The organism is Hyphomicrobium sp., from assembly GCF_020852195.1.
GTDB lineage: Bacteria > Pseudomonadota > Alphaproteobacteria > Rhizobiales > Hyphomicrobiaceae > Hyphomicrobium_C.
This window is the reverse complement of the sequence record NZ_JADZBI010000009.1, coordinates 1-18443: the sequence shown is the minus strand read 5'-3', so window position 1 is coordinate 18443 and position 18443 is coordinate 1. Positions and strand designations below refer to the sequence as shown.

Genomic DNA, 18443 nt, shown 5'->3' with positions numbered 1-18443 from the left:
AGCACTGCGGCGGTCATGACGGTTGCGCGGGGCGGGCCGTTCGGTCAGGGTGCGCCGGATTCGAACTGCGGCCTTCAGACTCATGGCACAAACGGACTTCGATCTCTTCGTTATCGGCGGTGGCTCCGGCGGCGTGCGCGCAGCGCGCATCGCGGCCGGCTATGGCGCAAAGGTGGGGCTCGCGGAGTGCGACCGCTTCGGCGGCACGTGCGTCATCTGTGGCTGCGTGCCGAAGAAGCTCCTCGTCTACGCGTCGCGGTTTGCCGATGAGTTCGAGGATGCGCGCGGGTTCGGCTGGACGAGCGGGGAGGCCACCTTCGACTGGGCGACGCTGATCGCCAACAAGGACCGCGAGATCCATCGGCTCGAGCAGATCTACGAGGGCAACCTCAAGGCCAAGGGCGTCGCGACCTTCACGACGCGGGCGAAGGTCGATGGGCCGGGCGCGGTCAAGCTCGCGGACGGGCAGCGCATCACGGCGCGCACGATCCTGATCGCGACGGGCGGGCGGCCTTCGCGCTATGGCGACATCCCCGGCGCGGCCCACATCGTCACCTCGAACGAGATCTTCGAGATGAAGACGCTGCCGAAGCGCATCGTCGTATGCGGCGGCGGGTATATCGCGGTGGAGTTCGCCTCGATCTTCGCCGGGCTCGGCGTCGAGACGACGCTGATCCACCGGCGTGACAAGGTGCTGCGCGGGTTCGACGAGGATCTGCGCGACGGGCTCATGGAGGCGCTGGCGGCACGCGGCATCCGGCTCGTGATGAACGAGGCACTGGCCGGCGTGGCGCAGGACGTGGGCTGCTTCCACGTGGCGCTGCACAGCGGCGGCAGCCTCGAGACGGACCTCGTGCTCTCCGCCATCGGGCGCGAGCCCGCCACCCACGATCTCGGGCTCGAGACGGCCGGCGTGCGCACGGGCGCGCGCGGCGAGATCATCGTCGATAGCTTCTCGGAGACGACGGCCAAAGGCATCTACGCCGTCGGCGACGTCACGGACCGCGTGAACCTGACGCCGGTCGCTATCCGCGAGGGCCACGCCTTCGCCGACACGGTGTTCGGCGAGCGGCCGACGCAGGTCGATCATGCGCTGGTGCCGACGGGCGTGTTCACGACGCCGGAGCTGGCGACGGTCGGCCTCTCGGAGGCGGCGGCGCGGGAGCTCGGGCATGAGCTCGACATCTACAAGTCGCGCTTCCGTCCCCTGCGGAACACGCTTTCGGGACGCGCCGAGTGCATGCTGATGAAGCTCGTCGTCGACCGGGCGACGGACCGCGTGCTCGGCTGCCAGGTGCTGGGGCCGGATGCGGCCGAGATCGTGCAGACGGCGGCGGTGGCGCTTCAGCTTGGCGCGAGCAAGGCGGATTTCGACGCCACGGTGGCGCTGCATCCTTCCGCCGCCGAGGAGCTGGTGACGATGCGCGAGAAGTGGGTTCCGGCACCGGGGATTTAGCAAGAGCGGCGAGGGTTTTGAGAAGCACGCATGGATCGACTGAAGGACAAGGTGGCCGTGGTGACAGGCGCAGGCGCGGGCATCGGCCGTGCCATCGCCAGCCTGTTCGCCGCCGAAGGCGCACATGTGTACGTCACCGATGTCAACGGCGAGAGCGCCGCGGCAGTTGCGGACGCCTTGCGCGCGCAGGGGCTCGCGGCGACGGCGATGACGGTCGATGTGTCGCGCGGGCAGGACGTGTCGGCGCTCTTTCGCGAGGTCGAGCGCGCGTTCGGCCGCGCGGACGTGGTGGTCAACAATGCCGGGCTCAACGTGCGCAGCGACTTCCGCCATCTCACGGATGCGGACTGGGTGAAGATCCGGGAGGTGAACCTCGACGGCGTGGTGCGCATCGCGCGCGACGCCTTCGGCCTGCTCAAGGCGTCGGGCGAGGGCTCGCTGATCAACGTCTCGTCGATCATGGGGCGTCGCGGCCTTCGCCAGCTTGCCGGCTACTCGGCGACGAAGGGTGCCGTCACGGCGCTGACCAAGGCGCTGGCCGTCGAGTACGCGCCCTACAACATCCGCGTCAACACGCTGGCGCCGGGCTACATCGATACGGCCCTGACCGAGCGCTTTCTGAAGAACCCGCTGGTCAGCAAGGCGCTGCTGGACAAGACGCCCATGCGCCGCTTCGGCACGCCCGAGGACATCGCCAAGGCGGCGCTGTTTTTTGCGAGCGCGGATTCGCTCTACGTCACCGGCGCGGAGCTGGCTGTCGACGGCGGCATGTCTGCGGGACTGTAGAGGCGCCTCGCAAGCGGCCCTGGGTCCCGGCTCTCGCGGCTTGCGCCGCTCGGCCGGGATGACAGTGCTGGTGCGCGTAGATCTTGCTCAGACGTGCTGGTCGGGGGTGCGGCCCAGGACCTTGAGGGAAGGCGCGGCACTGAGGCGCGCGAACCTGATCGGCAGGCGGCGGGCCTTCACCGAGATCCCGTCCGCGTCCTTCCGACTTTCGCTCGGGAGCTTCGGGACGAGCGGCTTTTGCGACGGCTTAGCGCGAAACGGTGGCAGCGGTCGTGACAACATGTTTCCCCCTGAACGCGAACGTGACGCCGGGCCCCGACAACGGCGGTTCGATCTAGCACTCTGCGTGCGCAGGCGGCAATCGCCGCCGGACGGTCCCTGCGATCATCTTCAGCAATCGACATGCCAATACTCGTATGATGGAAAAAGCGTGGCAGGTCAGATCGCTGGGCTGTCATGCTGCAGCGCATCGGCGCTGCCGGCCCCGGTGTCAGCGCAAAGTTTCGGCGAAGAGTGCCCGCAAGACCGGCACGTATGACGCCCTGCGGGTCCAAACGACTGGCCCTTGTCCCGCCTCTGGCGCTATGGTCGGGACGAGAGAAACCGACCACGGGTGCCTTCATGCGCTACGAAGACGACGACCGCCAGAGCAACCACGTTGACGACCGCCGCGGACAGGGCGGCGGTGGCTTCCGTTTTCCCGGCGGCGGGCGCGGCGTGCAGATCCCGATCGGCGGCAAGGGCGGCATGAGCCTCACCACGCTCCTGATCCTCGGCGCCATCATGCTGTTCTTCGGCATCAACCCGCTCGAGGTGTTGCTCGGCGGCGGCCAGGGCTTCCCCGACATCTCGCAGCAGATTCCCGATCAGAAGCAGCAGGTGCCGCGGCGCGACAGCAATCCGTTCGACATCCCGGGGCTGCCGGGATCGGAGACGCAGCCAGGCCAGCAGGCGCAGCCCGTGCCCAAGGCGGAGGACGAGATGAAGGTGTTCATCTCGCGCGTGCTCGCCGATACCGAAGACGTGTGGAACCGGGTGTTCGAGAGTTTCGGCAAGCAGTACAAGGAGCCGCAGCTCGTGCTGTTCAGCGGCGGCACGCGGACGGCGTGCGGCGTCGGCATGTCCGCCATGGGGCCGTTCTATTGTCCGCTCGACCAGAAGGTCTACGTGGACCTCGTCTTCTATGACGAGCTGAAGCGTCGCTTCAACGCGCCGGGGGATTTCGCGCAGGCCTACGTCATCGCGCACGAGGTCGGCCACCACGTGCAGACGCTGCTCGGCATCTCGGATCAGGTGCAGCGGGCCAAGGCACGGGTCAGCGAGCGCGAAGGCAACCGCATCCAGGTCATGATGGAACTGCAGGCGGACTGCCTGGCGGGCGTGTGGGCCAACCTCAACCATCAGCTCAAGAACCGGCTCGAGGACGGCGATATCGACGAGGGGCTCAACGCCGCGGCCCAGATCGGCGACGACATGATCCAGAAGCGCACGCAGGGCCGCGTGGTGCCGGACGCGTTCACCCACGGCACGTCGGCGCAACGGCAGGACTGGTTCAAGCGCGGCTTCCAGTCCGGCCAGATAAAGTCCTGCGATACCTTCAACTCGGGTGAGCTGTAGCGGAGGCTGGCCCTTACCGGCCGCTCGCAAGATCGTGCAGCCGCGGAGAGGTCGGTGGCGACTTCTGATGTCGCGGGTGTGGATGCTGGCGTGGGTCCCGGCCTTCGCCGGGATGACGTCGAGACAGGACGGGCGGTGTCCACATACCAGACGTCATCCCGACGTAGGTCGGGACCCACGCAAGTGTCCCCGATCTTTACGCTGGCAGGAACTTCGTGCGCGTGTTCAGCAGATCACTCTTGACCGATGCGCCGGCACGCGGTTGTAAGACCGCGTGCCGTGAAAGCGTGTGCTTTGCCGCTCGTGCGCGCGAGGATGATCAAAGCGCGTCGCCGGTGAAGCGGCTGACGGTGCAGGGCGTTGCCTTCATGGCCAGCTCCTGGCACAGCCGGCGGGCGTCGTCGACGCTCGCAACCGGTCCCACGATCAGATCGAAGGTCCGCTCGGAGCCGGACATGTCCGTCGTGTAGCGCGGCTGGAGCGAGCGGAAGGTGTCGCCGTGGCGCTCGTTGAGCAGCGTCCAGCTCAGCCGCAGGCTGTCGACGGACGGGCCGGTGGCGATCTGCACGCCGATAAGAGTGTTGACCGGCGCCGCCGGGGGCGGGGTCGCGGCCGGCGTGACGACGGGCGGGCCGAAGGTGATCGGCGCTCCGGCGGCCTGCTGCGCCACGCTGCCGGTCTCGAGGTTGGATTCGGCCTTCGCCGTCTTCTTGGCGGGAGGTGCGTCCTTGGCGGCCTTCTTAGCTGCGGCCGCCTCCTTGGTCTTCGACGCGGCCTCGTTGGCGGCAACCTTCTGCGGCTCGGCCGGCTCCGCCTCGAGGGTTGCGACGCGGGTCGCGAGGTCGCGCGCGATGTCGTTCTGGCTCGAGACCTGGGCCCGGATCTCGATCAGCTCGTTGCGGAAGAGGTCGATGGTGTCGCGCAGCGTGCGGACCTCGGCCACGGTCTCGCCGAGGACTTGCTGCGTGGCGTCATGCTCTGCGGTCTCGGTGCTCGCCCCCAAGAGGTCGGCGACTAGGGCCGGCTGGGTGGCCAGCAGCACCAGATAGAGGAGCGAGACGAGTGCCGCCGCGGCCCAGATCAGGGAGTAGCGCGTGAACCTGCCGCTCTTGGCAAGCGGCGAGCTCGGCTGGGGCAAGCTTTTTTCGGACATGATTTGCTTTCCGGAACCCTACTGATATGGAGGCATCTCACCGCGCCGCAGCCGGGCGTTGGACCCTTCGTCGGACCTCTTCGACGATCCCGGGCGACGCGACCTCAACCTTGCTACGGTGGTGTCTGAGTCGCCCCCAGGGGGTCAACTTTGCGGGCCGATGCAACTGTGGACGATTTGGGGAAATCAGCCGCCTGGCGACGCCGGAGCAACGCCGCCGCCGGCCAGCGGTTATTTGCGCCGGAAGAGGGGGAAGGCTAGCGTGCGGCCCGGATTCGCGCTTTCCAGATTCAAGGTTCCGTCATGAGCCGTCCGCTGCTCACCGTCATACTTGCCGCCGGCAAGGGAACGCGTATGCGCTCGGAGCTGCCCAAGGTGCTGCATCGCATCGCCGGGCGCTCGATGCTGGGGCATGTGCTGGCGCTCGCCCAGGGCGTCGGCGGCGACAGGCTGGCGGTGGTCGTGGGGCCCGGCATGGAGGCCGTGCGCGCGGAGGCGCTGGCGGCGGCTCCGCAGGCGACAGTTTTCGTGCAGGAGAACCAGCGCGGGACGGCGGACGCTGTGCTCGCCGCCCGCGAGGCGATCGCGGGACATGCGGGCGACCTCTTCGTGCTGTTTGCCGATACGCCGCTCATCACGCCGGAGACCGTGCGCAAGCTCCTCGGCGAGCTGGACCGCGGCGCGGCGCTGGCCGTGCTCGGCTTCGAGGCGCGTGATCCCGGCAGCTACGGGCGCCTGCTGACGGCGGCGGACGGCACGCTGGAGGCTATCCGCGAGGCCAAGGACGCGAGCGAGGCCGAGCGCGCGGTGCGGCTCTGCAACTCGGGCGTGATGGCGTTCCGGCTCGACGCGCCGCTCGACGTGCTTGACCGCATCGGCAACGACAACGCCAAGGGCGAATTCTATCTCACCGACGCAGTGGCGCTCGTGCGCGCGGGCGGGGGCCGCGCCGCCGTGGTCCTTTGCGACGAGGACGAGGTGCTCGGCGTCAACGCGCGCGGCGAGCTGGCCCAGGCTGAGGCGCTATGGCAGCGGCGGGCGCGGGCGCGCGCGATGGCCGAGGGCGTCACGCTGATTGCCCCGGAGACGGTTTGGCTCGCGTTCGACACTGTGCTCGGGCGTGACGTCGTGATCGAGCCCAACGTGTTCTTCGGGCCCGGCGTGCGCGTCGACGACGGGGCGGAGATCAAGGCCAACTCCCATCTCGAAGGGGCGCACGTGGGCGCCGGCGCGCGCGTGGGACCGTTCGCGCGGCTCAGGCCCGGCGCCGTGCTCGGCCGCGACGTGCACATCGGCAATTTCGTCGAGGTCAAGAACGTCGCGCTCGGCGACGGGGCGAAAGCCAACCACCTCTCCTATCTCGGTGACGGGTCGGTGGGGTCCAACGCCAACATCGGCGCGGGCACGATCTTCTGCAACTACGACGGCTTCTTCAAGCACAGGACCGAGGTCGGCGCCGGGGCGTTCGTGGGCTCGAACTCGGCGCTGGTGGCGCCGGTCAAGATCGGCGACGGAGCCTACATCGGGTCGGGCAGCGTGATCACCAAGGATGTGGCCGCGGATTCACTGGCGCTCGAGCGCAGCGCGCAGGACGAGCGGCCCGGGTGGGCGCTGAAGTTCCGCACCATGATGGCGCGCAGGAAAGCAGCCAAAGGCAAGTAATACGGCGGTAAGATCCGTTAAGATTCGACATATTCTTTGATTTGAAAGCGTGGCCCGGCTTTCGTAGGGCAATATCAAAGTGTCCGTATCATCAATCCTCTCCATTCCAGGGCAGCGAAGGGCGCACGGATGTGTGGCATCGTCGGCATTCTCGGCAGCAAACCCGTGGCGACGGATCTCGTCGATGCGTTGAGGCGGCTCGAGTATCGCGGCTATGACAGCGCCGGGATCGCGACGGTGGAGAACGGACACCTCGAACGGCGGCGCGCGGAAGGCAAGCTGCGCAACCTCGAATCGCGGCTTCTCTCCGAGCCGCTGACCGGGCGCACGGGGATCGGGCACACGCGCTGGGCGACGCACGGGCGTCCTACCGAGCGCAACGCGCACCCGCACATGAGCGCCAAGGTGTCGGTGGTCCACAACGGCATCATCGAGAACTTCCGCGAGCTCAAGGCGGAGCTCACTGCCAAGGGGCACAGCTTCGAGACCGACACCGACACGGAAGCCGTCGTGCACCTCGTCAGCGACGAGCTGGACCAGGGGCGCCGGCCGATCGATGCCGTCCGCGCCGCGCTCGGCAAGCTCAAGGGCGCGTTCGCGCTCGGCATCATCTTCGCCGGCGAGGACGACCTGATGATCGCCGCCCGCCAGGGCAGCCCGCTCGCCATCGGGCACGGGCGCGGCGAGATGTACCTCGGCAGCGATGCCATCGCGCTGGCGCCGTTCACCGATGCCATCACCTACCTCGAGGAGGGCGACTGGGCGGTGATGCGCCGCTCCGGCGTCGAAGTGTTCGACCGCGCGGGCGAGTGCGTGACGCGCCCGCTCGTCAAGTCGGTGGCGAGTTCGCTGCTCGTCGACAAGGGCAACCATCGCCACTTCATGGCGAAGGAGATCCACGAGCAGCCCGACGTCATCAGCCACACACTGTCGAACTATCTCGACATGGCGAACGCACGCGTCGCCTTCCCGGATCTCGGCGTCGACCTCGCCAAGATCTCGCGCGTGACCATCTCCGCCTGCGGCACGGCCTACTATGCGGGGCTGGTCGGCAAGTACTGGATCGAGCGCTACGCACGGCTGCCGGTCGAGATCGACGTCGCGTCGGAGGCGCGCTACCGCGAGGCACCGCTGCCGGACAGCGGGCTTGCACTCTTCGTCTCGCAATCGGGCGAGACGGCCGACACGCTGGCGACGCTGCGGTACGCACGCGCCAACGGGCAGCGCATCGCCTCCATCGTCAACGTGCGCACCTCGACCATCGCCCGCGAATCGGACGCCGTGCTGCCGACGCTGGCGGGCCCGGAGATTGGCGTCGCCTCGACCAAGGCGTTCACCTGCCAGCTCGCCGCGCTCGCCTGCCTCGCCATCGCGCTCGGCAAGGCACGGGGGGTGATCTCCGAGGCCCAGGAGCAGGAGCTGGTGACGGCGCTGGTCGAGGTGCCGCGCCTCATCTCCTCCATGCTGCACAACGAGGAGCAGTTCGTGGAGCTGGCGCAGGCGCTCTCCAAGGCCCGCGACGTGCTCTATCTCGGCCGGGGGTCGAGCTATCCGATCGCGCTCGAGGGCGCGCTCAAGCTCAAGGAGATCTCCTACATCCACGCCGAGGGCTACGCGGCCGGCGAGCTCAAGCACGGCCCCATCGCGCTGATCGACGAGAACGTGCCCGTGATCGTCGTGGCGCCCGAGGATGACCTGCTCGAGAAGACTGTCTCGAACGTGCAGGAGGTGGCGGCGCGCGGCGGGCAGATCATATTGATCTCCAACGCTAATCCGGAAAAGATCGGGTGTGCGCTGGCGGCTCATATCGTACCGCCCACGGCGCATCCGCTGACCAACCCCCTGATCTATGCGGTGCCCGTGCAACTCCTCGCCTATCACACGGCCGTCTTCATGGGCACGGACGTAGACCAGCCGCGCAACCTGGCCAAGTCCGTCACCGTGGAATGAGGGGACAACGGGGGGATAAGCCCTGCCATCGTAGTGCCCCGGATTTGCCTCTTCCGTGTGATTGACCTAAACCACATCGCGGGGTGCTGCGTTTTAACAGCGGCAGGGAACACAGGGCGCATGATCAATGCGACGCATGGCGGCTCGGGCGGTCAACGCACGGGTGCACGACCATTGGGACGGGGGTGGCGCAAGGTGCCGCGGCTCGCGGCTGCCGTTCTTGCGGTCGGTCTCGTAGGCTTGCCCTGCACGGAGGCACTCGCTCAGGCCAAGAAGAAGGGCGAGGAGGACGCACCGGCGCAAAAGGATACCGCCGGCATCCAGCGGGCCTATGCGGCCGGCGCCCGAGCCTTCGAGTCCGGCGACATGGTGGGGGCCGAGCAGCAGCTTTCGGTCGCGCTCTCCGGTGGTGGGCTTCCCAACGCGCAGATGGCGCGGGCACTCTATCTGCGCGGCGCAGCCGCGCGCCGCCTCGGGAAACCCGCGCAGGCGATCTCCGACCTGACGACGGCCGTCTGGCTCAAGGGTGGTCTCTCCGAGGCGGACAAGACCAAGGCCACCGAGGAGCGCCAGCTCGCCTATCGCGAGGCGGGGCTCGGCGACACGCCGCCACCGATCGGCGCCGCGCCGCTCGATCAAAGCTCGAAGACCGCGGCCGGGACGCCCGCGCCGACGACCGGTGCGCAGGTCGTGCATGTCACCAATCCAGGCTTCTGGGGCAATTTCTCGATGCCCTCGCTGCCGACGCTGCCCTCGCTCACGGGCGGATCCTCGCAGCCGGAGCAGAGCACGCAGGCGCCCGCGCAGGCCGATCAGCCGCAGCAGACCCAGCAGTCGTCATTCTGGAGTTTTCTCCCGTCGCTGACGGGCTCGTCGCAGCCGGAGCAGGCAGCGGCGGCCCCGGCCGCTGTGCCGGCCACCGGCTTCGCGGGCGATCCAGGGTTCGCCGCCGCCTCCCAGGGGCAGGGCAGCGTTACGCTCGCCGAGTCGGCTCCGGCCGCTGCTCCGGCGATGGCATGGGACACGCAGACGGCCTCGGCACCGGTTGCCGTCAGCGAGGCGCCGGTCGCGCAGCCGCTGGCGTCGAGCTATGCGCCGCCGTCAGCACCCGACACGGGCATCAACCCGATGGGCGCTCCGGCCGATTCCTCCGCGCCGGCCGCCGCCGGAAATCCGCTGGCCGGCACGGGCACGGCGGTGAGCAACTTCTTCGGCAACATCTTCGGCTCGGGCACGAGCGCCGCGCCGACGACGGATCTTTCCGCTGCCGTGACGACGGGATCGACCCCGCAGCCGGGCACCTGGGGATCGGATACGACGGTGGTGACGGCGCAGACGTCGTCGATGGTGCAGCGGGGACCGGATTCGCCGCCGGCATCGTCGCCGCCGGATGAGCTGCCCTGGGGCTCCGCCGGTGGCGCGGCGCCTCAGCAGCCGATCAAGGTGGCGGCGTCGGGAGTGGCGGGCAAGTACAAGCTCCAGGTCGCCGCCGTGCGCTCGCGCGAGGAGGCCGAGCGGCTGGCGCAGACGCTGCACGGCTACCCGCCGGTGCGGGACGGCATGGTGACGCCTGAGATCGACGAGGCCGTGATCGGCAGCATGGGCACGTTCTATCGCGTGAGGCTGGGGCCCTACACCAACGCGAAGGAGCCCAATCAGCTCTGCACGACGCTGAAGCCGCAGGGCTTCGATTGCCTCGTGGTCACCCAGTAGCGGAGGCGGCGCGGGAGCGTCGCGTCCCTAGCCTGCCGCGGGGCCGGGAGTTGACGGGGGGCAGCGGGAGCCCCACGATAGCCGCGCAATGACCGATATTCCTCCCGGCAACACCGAGCCCAAGACCGGTGACGACGGCGGCCTTTCGGCCGGCCTGCAGCGTTTGGCCACCGACGACGGCGCACCGCTCAGGATCGGTGCGCGGCTGCGCAACTACTTCCTGACGGGCCTGATCATCGTCGGGCCGGTGACGCTCACCATCTACATCATCTGGTGGGTGATCAACGTCACCGACGCGTGGCTGAAGCCGTTCGTGCCGGCCGTCTATCTGCCCGACACCTACCTGCCGTTCGCGGTGCCGGGCATCGGGCTCTTGTTCGGCATCCTGTTCCTGACGCTCACCGGCGCGCTCGCTGCCAACCTGCTCGGGCGCTCGCTGATCTCGTTCGGCGAGATGGCGCTCGACCGCATGCCTGTCGTGCGCAACGTCTACCGGGCGCTCAAGCAGTTCTTCGAGTCGCTGGTCGCGGCAACGGCCAGCGGCAAGCAGCAGGGATTTCAGAAAGTCGGGATGATCGAGTTCCCGTCCAAGGGGCTATGGTCGATCGTTCTCGTGACCGGCGAGACCAGCGGCGAGATCTCGGTCACGCAGCCCGGCGGCGAGCAGGATCTGGTCACCGTCTTCATGCCGACGGGTGTCGTGCCGCCGACCGGCTTCGTCTGCTTCGTGCCGCGCCGCGACGTGACGTTCCTCAAGATGAGCGTCGAGGACGCGGCGAAGATTATCATGTCGGCCGGCATGGTGGTGCCGGACTACGAGGCGCGCCTCAGGCAGCTCGCCGAGCGGGCGGTGCGCACGGAGAGCAAGCGGCCGCCGCTGACTCCGCCGGGCGGGACGACGTAGGCGACAGCGTAGCCGCGTGGAGGAGGCGAGCCATGACGGTGACGGGCCATTCCGCGGACAAATATGTGCACAGCCACATGCTCAGTAGCTCGGTGGGCCGGCGCTGGGGCAACATGCTCGCCGAGCGCTGGTGCCATGCCGCAGGCGAGCTACCGTCCATCCTACCGCGCGACACCGAGGTGGCCGTGCTGCTCAGAGGCCAGACGCTTGTCGAGCGGCAGGGGGCCGGCATGTGGCAACGGACGCACGCACGCCCCGGCACGATGTGGCTCTGCCCCGCCGGCATCGAGGAAGAGTATGTCAATGCGCACTCTGGTGCCGACGAGTGCCTCCACATCTTTCTGCCGGGCCAAGCCCTGACTGAGACGCTGCTCAACGATCTCGACCTCGATCCCGCCCGCGTCGAGCTGCGCTACGAGGCGGTCGCCCAGGATGCGCTTGTCGTGGAGATCGCGCAGCAGGTTCATCGCGAGCTGACGGCCGAGACGTCGGCGGGGCGGCTGCTGATGGAAGCTCTCGGCACCGTGCTCTCCGCCTACCTCGTCCGGACGTACAGCGCGACGGACGTTCGCATGCGGTTGCCGGCGTCACGGGAGCGGCCGCTTGATCGGCGCCGCCTTCTACGCGTGATGGCCTATATCGACGCGCATATCGATCAGGCTTTCGGGGTTTCGGATCTCGCCAGCGTCGCCTGCATGAGCCCGGCGCACTTCGCGAAAAGCTTCAAGACAGCCACCGGGCAGAGCCCGCACGCGTTCGTGGCCGGGCAGCGGCTGGCCCGGGCGCAGCAACTGCTTGCGGGCGGCGTGCTCTCGCTGGCCGAGATTGCGCATACGAGCGGCTTCTCCTCGCAGTCCAACTTCACGCGTGCGTTCCACAGGGCCGTTGGCGTGACGCCCGGCGAGTTCCGGGCTCAGGCAAATCCTCGCCTGCTGCCGGAGCGCGACTAACGGCGCTTGATTCCCGTACTTTCACAGGATCGGAATAGAGTCGCGCAGACGGTGAAAATCGTCCGGTAACGCACCGGGTTATTCTTCCTCCCGCCGCAGGTACAAAAGCCCAATCAAGAGGCACGGTGCGGCTCTCGGGAGGAGCATTTATGGAATCATCAATCGCCAGGCACTTGGTGTGCCCGCGCACGCGTACGCGGCGCATCGACGACGACTATGCGCCGCTTTACCCCGCGTGGTCGGCGCGAACGGCGGAGACCGTGTCGCAGGTCGTCATGGGCTATTTCGGCGTGCAGAGCGCGAACGAGGGCGGAAATCCGCGCGCGGATGCGGCCTTCAACGACATGCGATCGCTTTTCGATGGGGCCGATGGGCCCAACCATGTCGACTATGCGCGCTTTGTCGACGGCGCCGGCGCGTATCATCGCCTCGCCATCGTTTATTGGAGTGCACCGGAGGCGTTCGACCGCTGGCAGGCAAGGCGCGACGTGACGGGCTGGTGGCAGTCGGACGACAGGCTCAAGGACGGAGTCGGGTATTTTCGCGAAGTTCTGAAGCCGCGTATCGAGCAGTTCGAGACTGCCTACAGTACGCCGGATCACCTGGAGGGCGTCGGCGTGGTCATGGGTGGCATGAGCGACGTGATCCAGGAGCACGGCTACTGGGGCTCGATGCGGGACCGGATCCCGCTGTCGCAGACGGATGCCATGAGTCCGTCCGGTGCGCTTGCTCGGCAGAAGCCGTCGGAAGGCCGCATCGTCGTGTCCGGACACAAGAATGTCGCTGTCATTCGCTCGGGCCAGGACTGGACGGATACCGCAGATGAGGAGCGGCGCGTCTACCTCGACGAGATCGAGCCGACGCTGCGGGCCGGCATGGAATTCCTGCGCGATCAGGGTCAGGCCATCGGCTGCTACAGCAACCGGTATGTCGAGATCACCGATGCGGAAGGACGGCCTATCGACAAGAGCTTCGGCGTCAGCCACTGGCGCTCGCTCGCCGACATGGAGCGCTGGGCGGAGTCGCATCCGACGCACCTCAAGATCTTCATGACGTTCGTCGAGCTTGCGCAGAACGTGCCGAGTCTGCGGCTCTATCATGAGGTGTCGGTGCTCGATGCGGCGGCGCAGACATACGAGTACATCAACTGCCATCCCGGCACGGGGCTGATGCACAACGCTTGAGCGATGTGGTGGCGCGCACGTAACGTATGCCGCGGTGATGGACGGAGCTCTTTTTGCCCGTTTCTCGCGTGTCTGGATTCTGGCCTCCGCCGGCATCACGTTGGAGTTGGGGGCGCCGCCGGCTCAATTCCTCCGTCATCCCGGCGGAGGTCGGGGTCTAGACACATTTCCGCATCAGGTCAGGCGGCGCGGAAGAGGCGGATGGCCTCGTCGCACTCGAAGATGTAGAGCAGGCGGCGTAGCGCCTCGCCGCGCGTCGTGGTGAGGTGCGGGTCGGAGGCCAGGATCATGCGCGCGTCGTCGTGGGCGGCCTGCAGCAGCTCCGCATAGCCCGCCGCGCCCGCGACGCGGAACTCGGCCTCGCCGCTCTGGCGCGCGCCCAGAACCTCGCCGCCGCCGCGCAGCTTGAGGTCCTTCTCGGCGATGAGGAAGCCGTCTTCCGTACTTTCCATCATGGCAAGGCGCTCCTGGGCGGTCCTGGTCAGCGGCTCTTGGTAGAGCAGCATGCAGTAGCTCTCGCGGCTGCCGCGGCCGACACGTCCGCGCAACTGGTGGAGCTGGGCGAGGCCGAAGCGCTCGGCGTGCTCGATGACCATGATGTTGGCGTTCGGTACGTTGACGCCGACCTCGATTACCGTGGTGGCGACCAGCACCTTCAGGTTGCCGTCGGCGAAGGCGGCCATGGTGGCGTCCTTGGCGGTGGCGTTCATACCGCCGTGCAACAGGCCGACACCGCCGCCCAGAACCTGCGTCAGGTGGGCGTGGCGCTCCTCGGCAGCGGCGAGATCGGAGACGTCCGAGCTCTCGATCAGCGGGCAGACCCAGTAGACCTGCGCGCCCTCGGCGAGCTGCGCCTTGACGCGGGCGATCAGCTTTTCGATGAGGTTGGTCGAGATCTGCCTGGTGATGATGGGCTTGCGGCCGGCGGGCTTCTCGGTCAGGCGCGAGACCTCGAGGTCGCCGTAGTGCGTCATGAGTAGGGTGCGTGGGATCGGCGTTGCCGTCATCACAAGCATGTTGGCGCCGCCGTTGCCCTTGCTCTGCAAGGCGAGGCGCTGGTGTACGCCGAAGCGGTGCTGCTCGTCGATGACGGCGAAGGCGAGGTCGCGGAAGACCACGTCCTCCTGGAACAGCGCATGCGTGCCGATCAGGATGTCGATCTCGCCCGAGGCGAGCCGGGCCAGGATCTCGTCGCGGGCGCGGCCTTTCTCGCGGCCGGTAAGGAGGCCCATGGTGAGGCCGGCGGCGTTGGCCAGCGGCGCGACGGTCTCGGCATGCTGGCGGGCGAGCACTTCCGTCGGCGCCATCAGCGCCGCCTGGGCGCCGGCCTCGACAGCGGTCGTCATGGCGAGCAGGGCGACGACCGTCTTGCCGGAGCCGACGTCGCCCTGCAGCAGGCGCAGCATGCGGCGCGGGGCGCCCATGTCGGTCTCGATCTCGGCGAGAGCCGTGCGCTGGGAATTGGTCAGCTTGAAGGGCAGCGCGGCGACGATGCGCTCGCGCAGGCGGCCGTCACCCTTAACGGGGCGGCCGCGCTGGGCCTTGAAACTTTCGCGCACGATGCCGAGGGCGAGCTGGTTGGCGAGCAGTTCGTCGTAGGCGAGGCGCTGCAGCGGTGTGCTGCCGGCGGAGACGTCAGCTGCGTCGTCGGGATGGTGCAGGCGCCGCAGCGCCTCGTCGAACGACGGCCAGCCCCGCTGCTTCAGCCAGGCGGGCTCTTGCCATTCGGCCAGCGCCGGCACGCGCTCGAGCGCCTGCCGCTCGGCTTTGAGCAGCACCTTGCCCGAAAGCCCGCCGGTCAGCGGATAGACGGGCTCCAGCAGCGGAAGATCTCCCCGCGCCTCGGGGGCGACGATATAGTCCGGGTGCGCCATCTGCAGCGTCTCGCCGTAGCGCTCGATGCGGCCCGAGACGTAGCGTTCCTCGCCCACGGGGAGCTGGCGCTCGACGAACGAGCGCTCGGCGCGGAAGAAGACGAGGTCGAGGCGGCCGGTCTCGTCCTCGGTGGCGACCTTGTAGGGGGCCTTGGTGTTGCCGCGCGGCGGCGGGCGATGCTTCAGGATGCGCACCTTGAGGGTGGCGATGGTGCCCGGGATGGCGGCGGCCACAGTGGGCTCGGCGCGTCGGTCGATGACGCCCGTCGGCAGGTGCCAGAGGAGGTCGATGATGCGCGGCTGGGTGACGCCCGGCGGCAGGTGGAGCGCCTTCTTGAGCAGCGTCACGATGTGCGGGCCGACGCCCTTCAGGACATCGGCCGACGCGAACAGGGGTGATAGCTCGTTGGGCCGCATATGGTCCGGCGGGTGCTGATTGGGACGCGTCTGAAAACCGGCCTGCGGCGATGCGGATCGGCCGCGGCCGTCCGCATGGGCTGACAGGCCCCGGAGAGGGCGTTATATGACATCCCATCACGGGTGAAGCAAAGCGCGGCCCGGCCATTCCGCACCGGTTTTCTGGTCATGAGCGAGGATATCGAGGTCCGGCGCCGGCGCGCGGCGTGGCGCGCGGGGCATCGGGGGACGAAGGAACTCGATCTTCTGGTCGGGCGCTACGCGGAGGCGCGCCTTTCGGCCATGACGGAGGCCGATCTCGACCGCTTCGAGCGGTTCCTCGCGATCACCGATCCCGAGATCCAGTCCTGGCTGCTAGTGCCGTCGGCCGATGCGGAGGGGGAGTTCGCGGACGTGGTGGCGGAGATCCGCAGATTCCATGGGCTCGCGTGATGTGCCGCTCGGGAGCGGTGTGCGTACGCCCCGGGTCCCGGATAAGGCTCCGGCTTGCGCCTTCGCCTTTCCGGGATGACACGTTGAACATGCGGCCGGTCCTGTCATCCCGGCCAAGCCGCGCAGAGCCGGGACCCAGGGGCCACGGACACGTCGATATGGAATTTGTGGGATATGACTGAGGTCATGAGCGAGCGGGCGGATCTGACCTTCACGGGCGTGCCAGAAGGGCTCGACGCGCTCGTGCTCGCACGCCTCGTCGAGGATGCGGCGGACGGCGCGCGCCAGGGCCTCATCGTGCATATCGCGCGGGACGACCGGAGACTGGAGGCGCTCGAGGGCCAGCTCCGCTTCTTCGCGCCGAAAGTGCGCGTCGTGCCGTTTCCGGCCTGGGATACGGTGCCGTACGACCGTGTGAGCCCCAACGCCGAGATCGTCGCGCGGCGCATCACGACGCTCGCGCGGCTGGCGCTTGCGAGCCGCAGCGAGCCGGTGATCGTGCTCACGACCGTCAATGCCATCCTGCAGCGGGTGCCGTCGCGAAGCTTCATCCGCAGCGCCATGAAGAGCATCGCGCCGGGGCAGCGGGTCGACCTCAACCGGCTCGTTCAGCGTTTGTCGCTGGCGGGCTATACGCGCACTGGGACCGTGATGGAGCCCGGCGAGTTCGCGGTGCGCGGCGGCATCGTCGATCTCTTTCCGCCCGGGCGGCAGAACCCGGTGCGGCTCGATTTTTTCGGCGACACGCTAGAGAGCATCAAGGCGTTCGACGCCGAGACGCAGCGCACGGCGAAGCCGCTCAGGAAGCTGGTGCTGATGCCGGTGTCGGAGGTGGCGTTCGGGGAGGCGGCGACGGCGCTGTTCCGTGCGCGCTACGTCGAGCTGGTCGGCGGCGCGACCGGTAACGATCCGCTCTACGAGGCGGTCAGCGCGGGCCGGCGCTACGCGGGCCAGGAGCACTGGCTGCCGCTGTTCCACGATGGGCTCGAGACGCTGCTCGACTACACGGGCGACGCGGCGATCAGTTTCGATCATCTCGTGGACGACGCGGTCATGCATCGCTTCGACCAGGTCAACGAGCACTATCTCGCGCGCACGGAAGGGCTCGAGGCCGAGCGCTTCGGCGCGCCGCCGTACAAGCCGGTGCCGCCGGACATGATGTTCCTCGACGCTGCGGAGTGGGGACGGGCGCTGGCGTCGCGAAAGGTCGTGCGGCTGACGCCGTTCGAGGTGGCGGACGGAGCGGGTGTGCGGCCCTGGCGCGGCCGTATGGGGCGCTCGTTCGCGCCGGAGCGGCAGAACCCAGATGCGAACGTGTTCGACGCCGTCGTGGGGCATATCAAGCAGATCCAGGCGTCGCAGCGGCGCGCCATCGTCGCGGCGTGGACGCCCGGCGCGCGCGAGCGGCTTGCCTCGCTGCTCGCCGACCACGGGCTCAAGGCGCAGGCCAAGGTCGAGGGTTATGTCGAGGCGCTGGCGCTCGAGCCCGGCGTGACGGCGCTCGCCGTGCTCGGCCTTGAGCAGGGTTTCGAGACGCCCGAGCTGGCCGTCGTCGCCGAGCAGGACATCCTCGGCGACCGGCTCGTGCGGCCGCGGCGCAAGGCGAAGCGCGCAGCCGATGTCTTGACCGAGGCGACGAGCCTCTCGGTCGGCGATCTCGTCGTGCATGCGGACCACGGCATCGGCCGCTTCCACGGGCTCAAGACGATCACGGCGCTCGGCGCGCCGCACGACTGCCTGGAGCTGAAGTACGCGGGCGGCGATACGCTGTATCTCCCGGTCGAGAACATCGAGCTTCTGTCGCGCTACGGCTCTCATGACGGCGACACGCAGCTCGACAAGCTCGGCGGCGTGGCGTGGCAGTCGCGCAAGGCGCGGCTCAAGAAGCGCCTGCGCGAGATGGCCGGCGAGTTGATCAAGATCGCGGCGCTGCGCCAGCTTCGTGAGGCGCCTGTGCTTGCGCCGCCGGCGGGCTACGACGAGTTCGTCGCGCGCTTTCCCTACGAGGAGACCGAGGACCAGGCGGCGAGCATCGACGCGGTGCTGGCCGACCTGCAGTCGGGCCGTCCCATGGACCGCCTCGTGTGCGGCGACGTCGGCTTCGGCAAGACGGAGGTGGCGCTGCGCGCGGCCTATGTTGCGGCCATGAACGGGCTGCAGGTCGCTATCGTGGTGCCGACGACGCTATTGGCGCGGCAGCATTCGCGCACGGTCAGCGAGCGCTTCCAGGGCCTGCCCATTAAGACGGCGCAGGCGTCGCGGCTGGTCGCGGCCAAGGACCTCACGGCGGTCAAGGAAGGGCTCAAGAACGGCATGATCGACATCGTGGTCGGCACGCATGCGCT

General features: G+C 68.4%; 13 protein-coding genes. 11 read left to right on the top strand and 2 right to left on the bottom strand.

All coding sequences use genetic code 11. The annotated features are described in order from the left end of the window. The first annotated feature begins 82 nt into the window (after positions 1-82). The 3 genes from gorA to IT540_RS00755 all read left to right on the top strand — a co-directional run bounded on the left by gorA (position 83) and on the right by IT540_RS00755 (position 3859). Entirely contained in the window at positions 83-1456 is a 1374-nt protein-coding gene (gene gorA / locus IT540_RS00765) for a glutathione-disulfide reductase (RefSeq protein WP_291171932.1), read from the top strand. A 30-nt stretch (positions 1457-1486) separates the two neighbouring features. Continuing rightward, positions 1487-2242: a glucose 1-dehydrogenase gene (locus IT540_RS00760; RefSeq protein ID WP_291171931.1), complete on the top strand. Its 756-nt coding sequence runs from the start codon at positions 1487-1489 to the stop codon at positions 2240-2242. Positions 2243-2863: 621 nt separating this feature from the next. Next, a complete protein-coding gene (locus IT540_RS00755; protein WP_291171928.1) occupies positions 2864-3859 on the top strand; it encodes a neutral zinc metallopeptidase in 996 nt (331 codons plus the stop codon). A gap of 319 nt (positions 3860-4178) precedes the next feature. Here IT540_RS00755 and IT540_RS00750 read toward each other — a convergent pair whose 3' ends face one another. Then, complete coding sequence (locus IT540_RS00750; RefSeq protein ID WP_291171925.1) at positions 4179-5012, bottom strand: hypothetical protein; 834 nt, start codon at positions 5010-5012, stop codon at positions 4179-4181. Positions 5013-5315: 303 nt separating this feature from the next. Between IT540_RS00750 and glmU the strand changes: the two genes are divergently transcribed. The 6 genes from glmU (at position 5316) to IT540_RS00720 (ending at position 13375) form a co-directional block, all read left to right on the top strand. Beyond that, complete coding sequence (glmU, locus tag IT540_RS00745) at positions 5316-6674, top strand: bifunctional UDP-N-acetylglucosamine diphosphorylase/glucosamine-1-phosphate N-acetyltransferase GlmU (protein WP_291171923.1); 1359 nt, start codon at positions 5316-5318, stop codon at positions 6672-6674. 129 nt (positions 6675-6803) lie between these two features. Continuing rightward, entirely contained in the window at positions 6804-8624 is a 1821-nt protein-coding gene (gene glmS, locus IT540_RS00740) for a glutamine--fructose-6-phosphate transaminase (isomerizing) (protein WP_291171921.1), read from the top strand. A 120-nt stretch (positions 8625-8744) separates the two neighbouring features. Continuing rightward, positions 8745-10337, top strand: coding sequence for an SPOR domain-containing protein (locus tag IT540_RS00735; protein WP_291171919.1), 1593 nt, complete (start codon positions 8745-8747; stop codon positions 10335-10337). Positions 10338-10425: 88 nt separating this feature from the next. After that, complete coding sequence (locus IT540_RS00730; protein ID WP_291171916.1) at positions 10426-11241, top strand: DUF502 domain-containing protein; 816 nt, start codon at positions 10426-10428, stop codon at positions 11239-11241. A 32-nt stretch (positions 11242-11273) separates the two neighbouring features. Then, positions 11274-12191 carry an AraC family transcriptional regulator gene (locus IT540_RS00725; RefSeq protein WP_291171914.1) on the top strand — a complete coding sequence of 306 codons (918 nt, stop codon included), beginning with the start codon at positions 11274-11276 and terminating at the stop codon, positions 12189-12191. A gap of 149 nt (positions 12192-12340) precedes the next feature. Then, a complete protein-coding gene (locus tag IT540_RS00720) occupies positions 12341-13375 on the top strand; it encodes a phenylacetaldoxime dehydratase family protein (protein WP_291171911.1) in 1035 nt (344 codons plus the stop codon). A gap of 179 nt (positions 13376-13554) precedes the next feature. On the opposite strand, the gene recG is transcribed toward IT540_RS00720, so the two are convergent. Beyond that, positions 13555-15666: an ATP-dependent DNA helicase RecG gene (gene recG / locus IT540_RS00715; protein WP_291171908.1), complete on the bottom strand. Its 2112-nt coding sequence runs from the start codon at positions 15664-15666 to the stop codon at positions 13555-13557. Between the two features lie 168 nt (positions 15667-15834). Between recG and IT540_RS00710 the strand changes: the two genes are divergently transcribed. Both IT540_RS00710 and IT540_RS00705 read left to right on the top strand, forming a co-directional pair. After that, positions 15835-16098 (top strand): succinate dehydrogenase assembly factor 2, encoded by a 264-nt coding sequence (locus IT540_RS00710; RefSeq protein ID WP_291171905.1) that lies wholly within the window; start codon positions 15835-15837, stop codon positions 16096-16098. A gap of 174 nt (positions 16099-16272) precedes the next feature. Continuing rightward, on the top strand, positions 16273-18443 hold a 2171-nt coding region (locus IT540_RS00705), incomplete at its 3' end, for a CarD family transcriptional regulator (protein ID WP_291171902.1).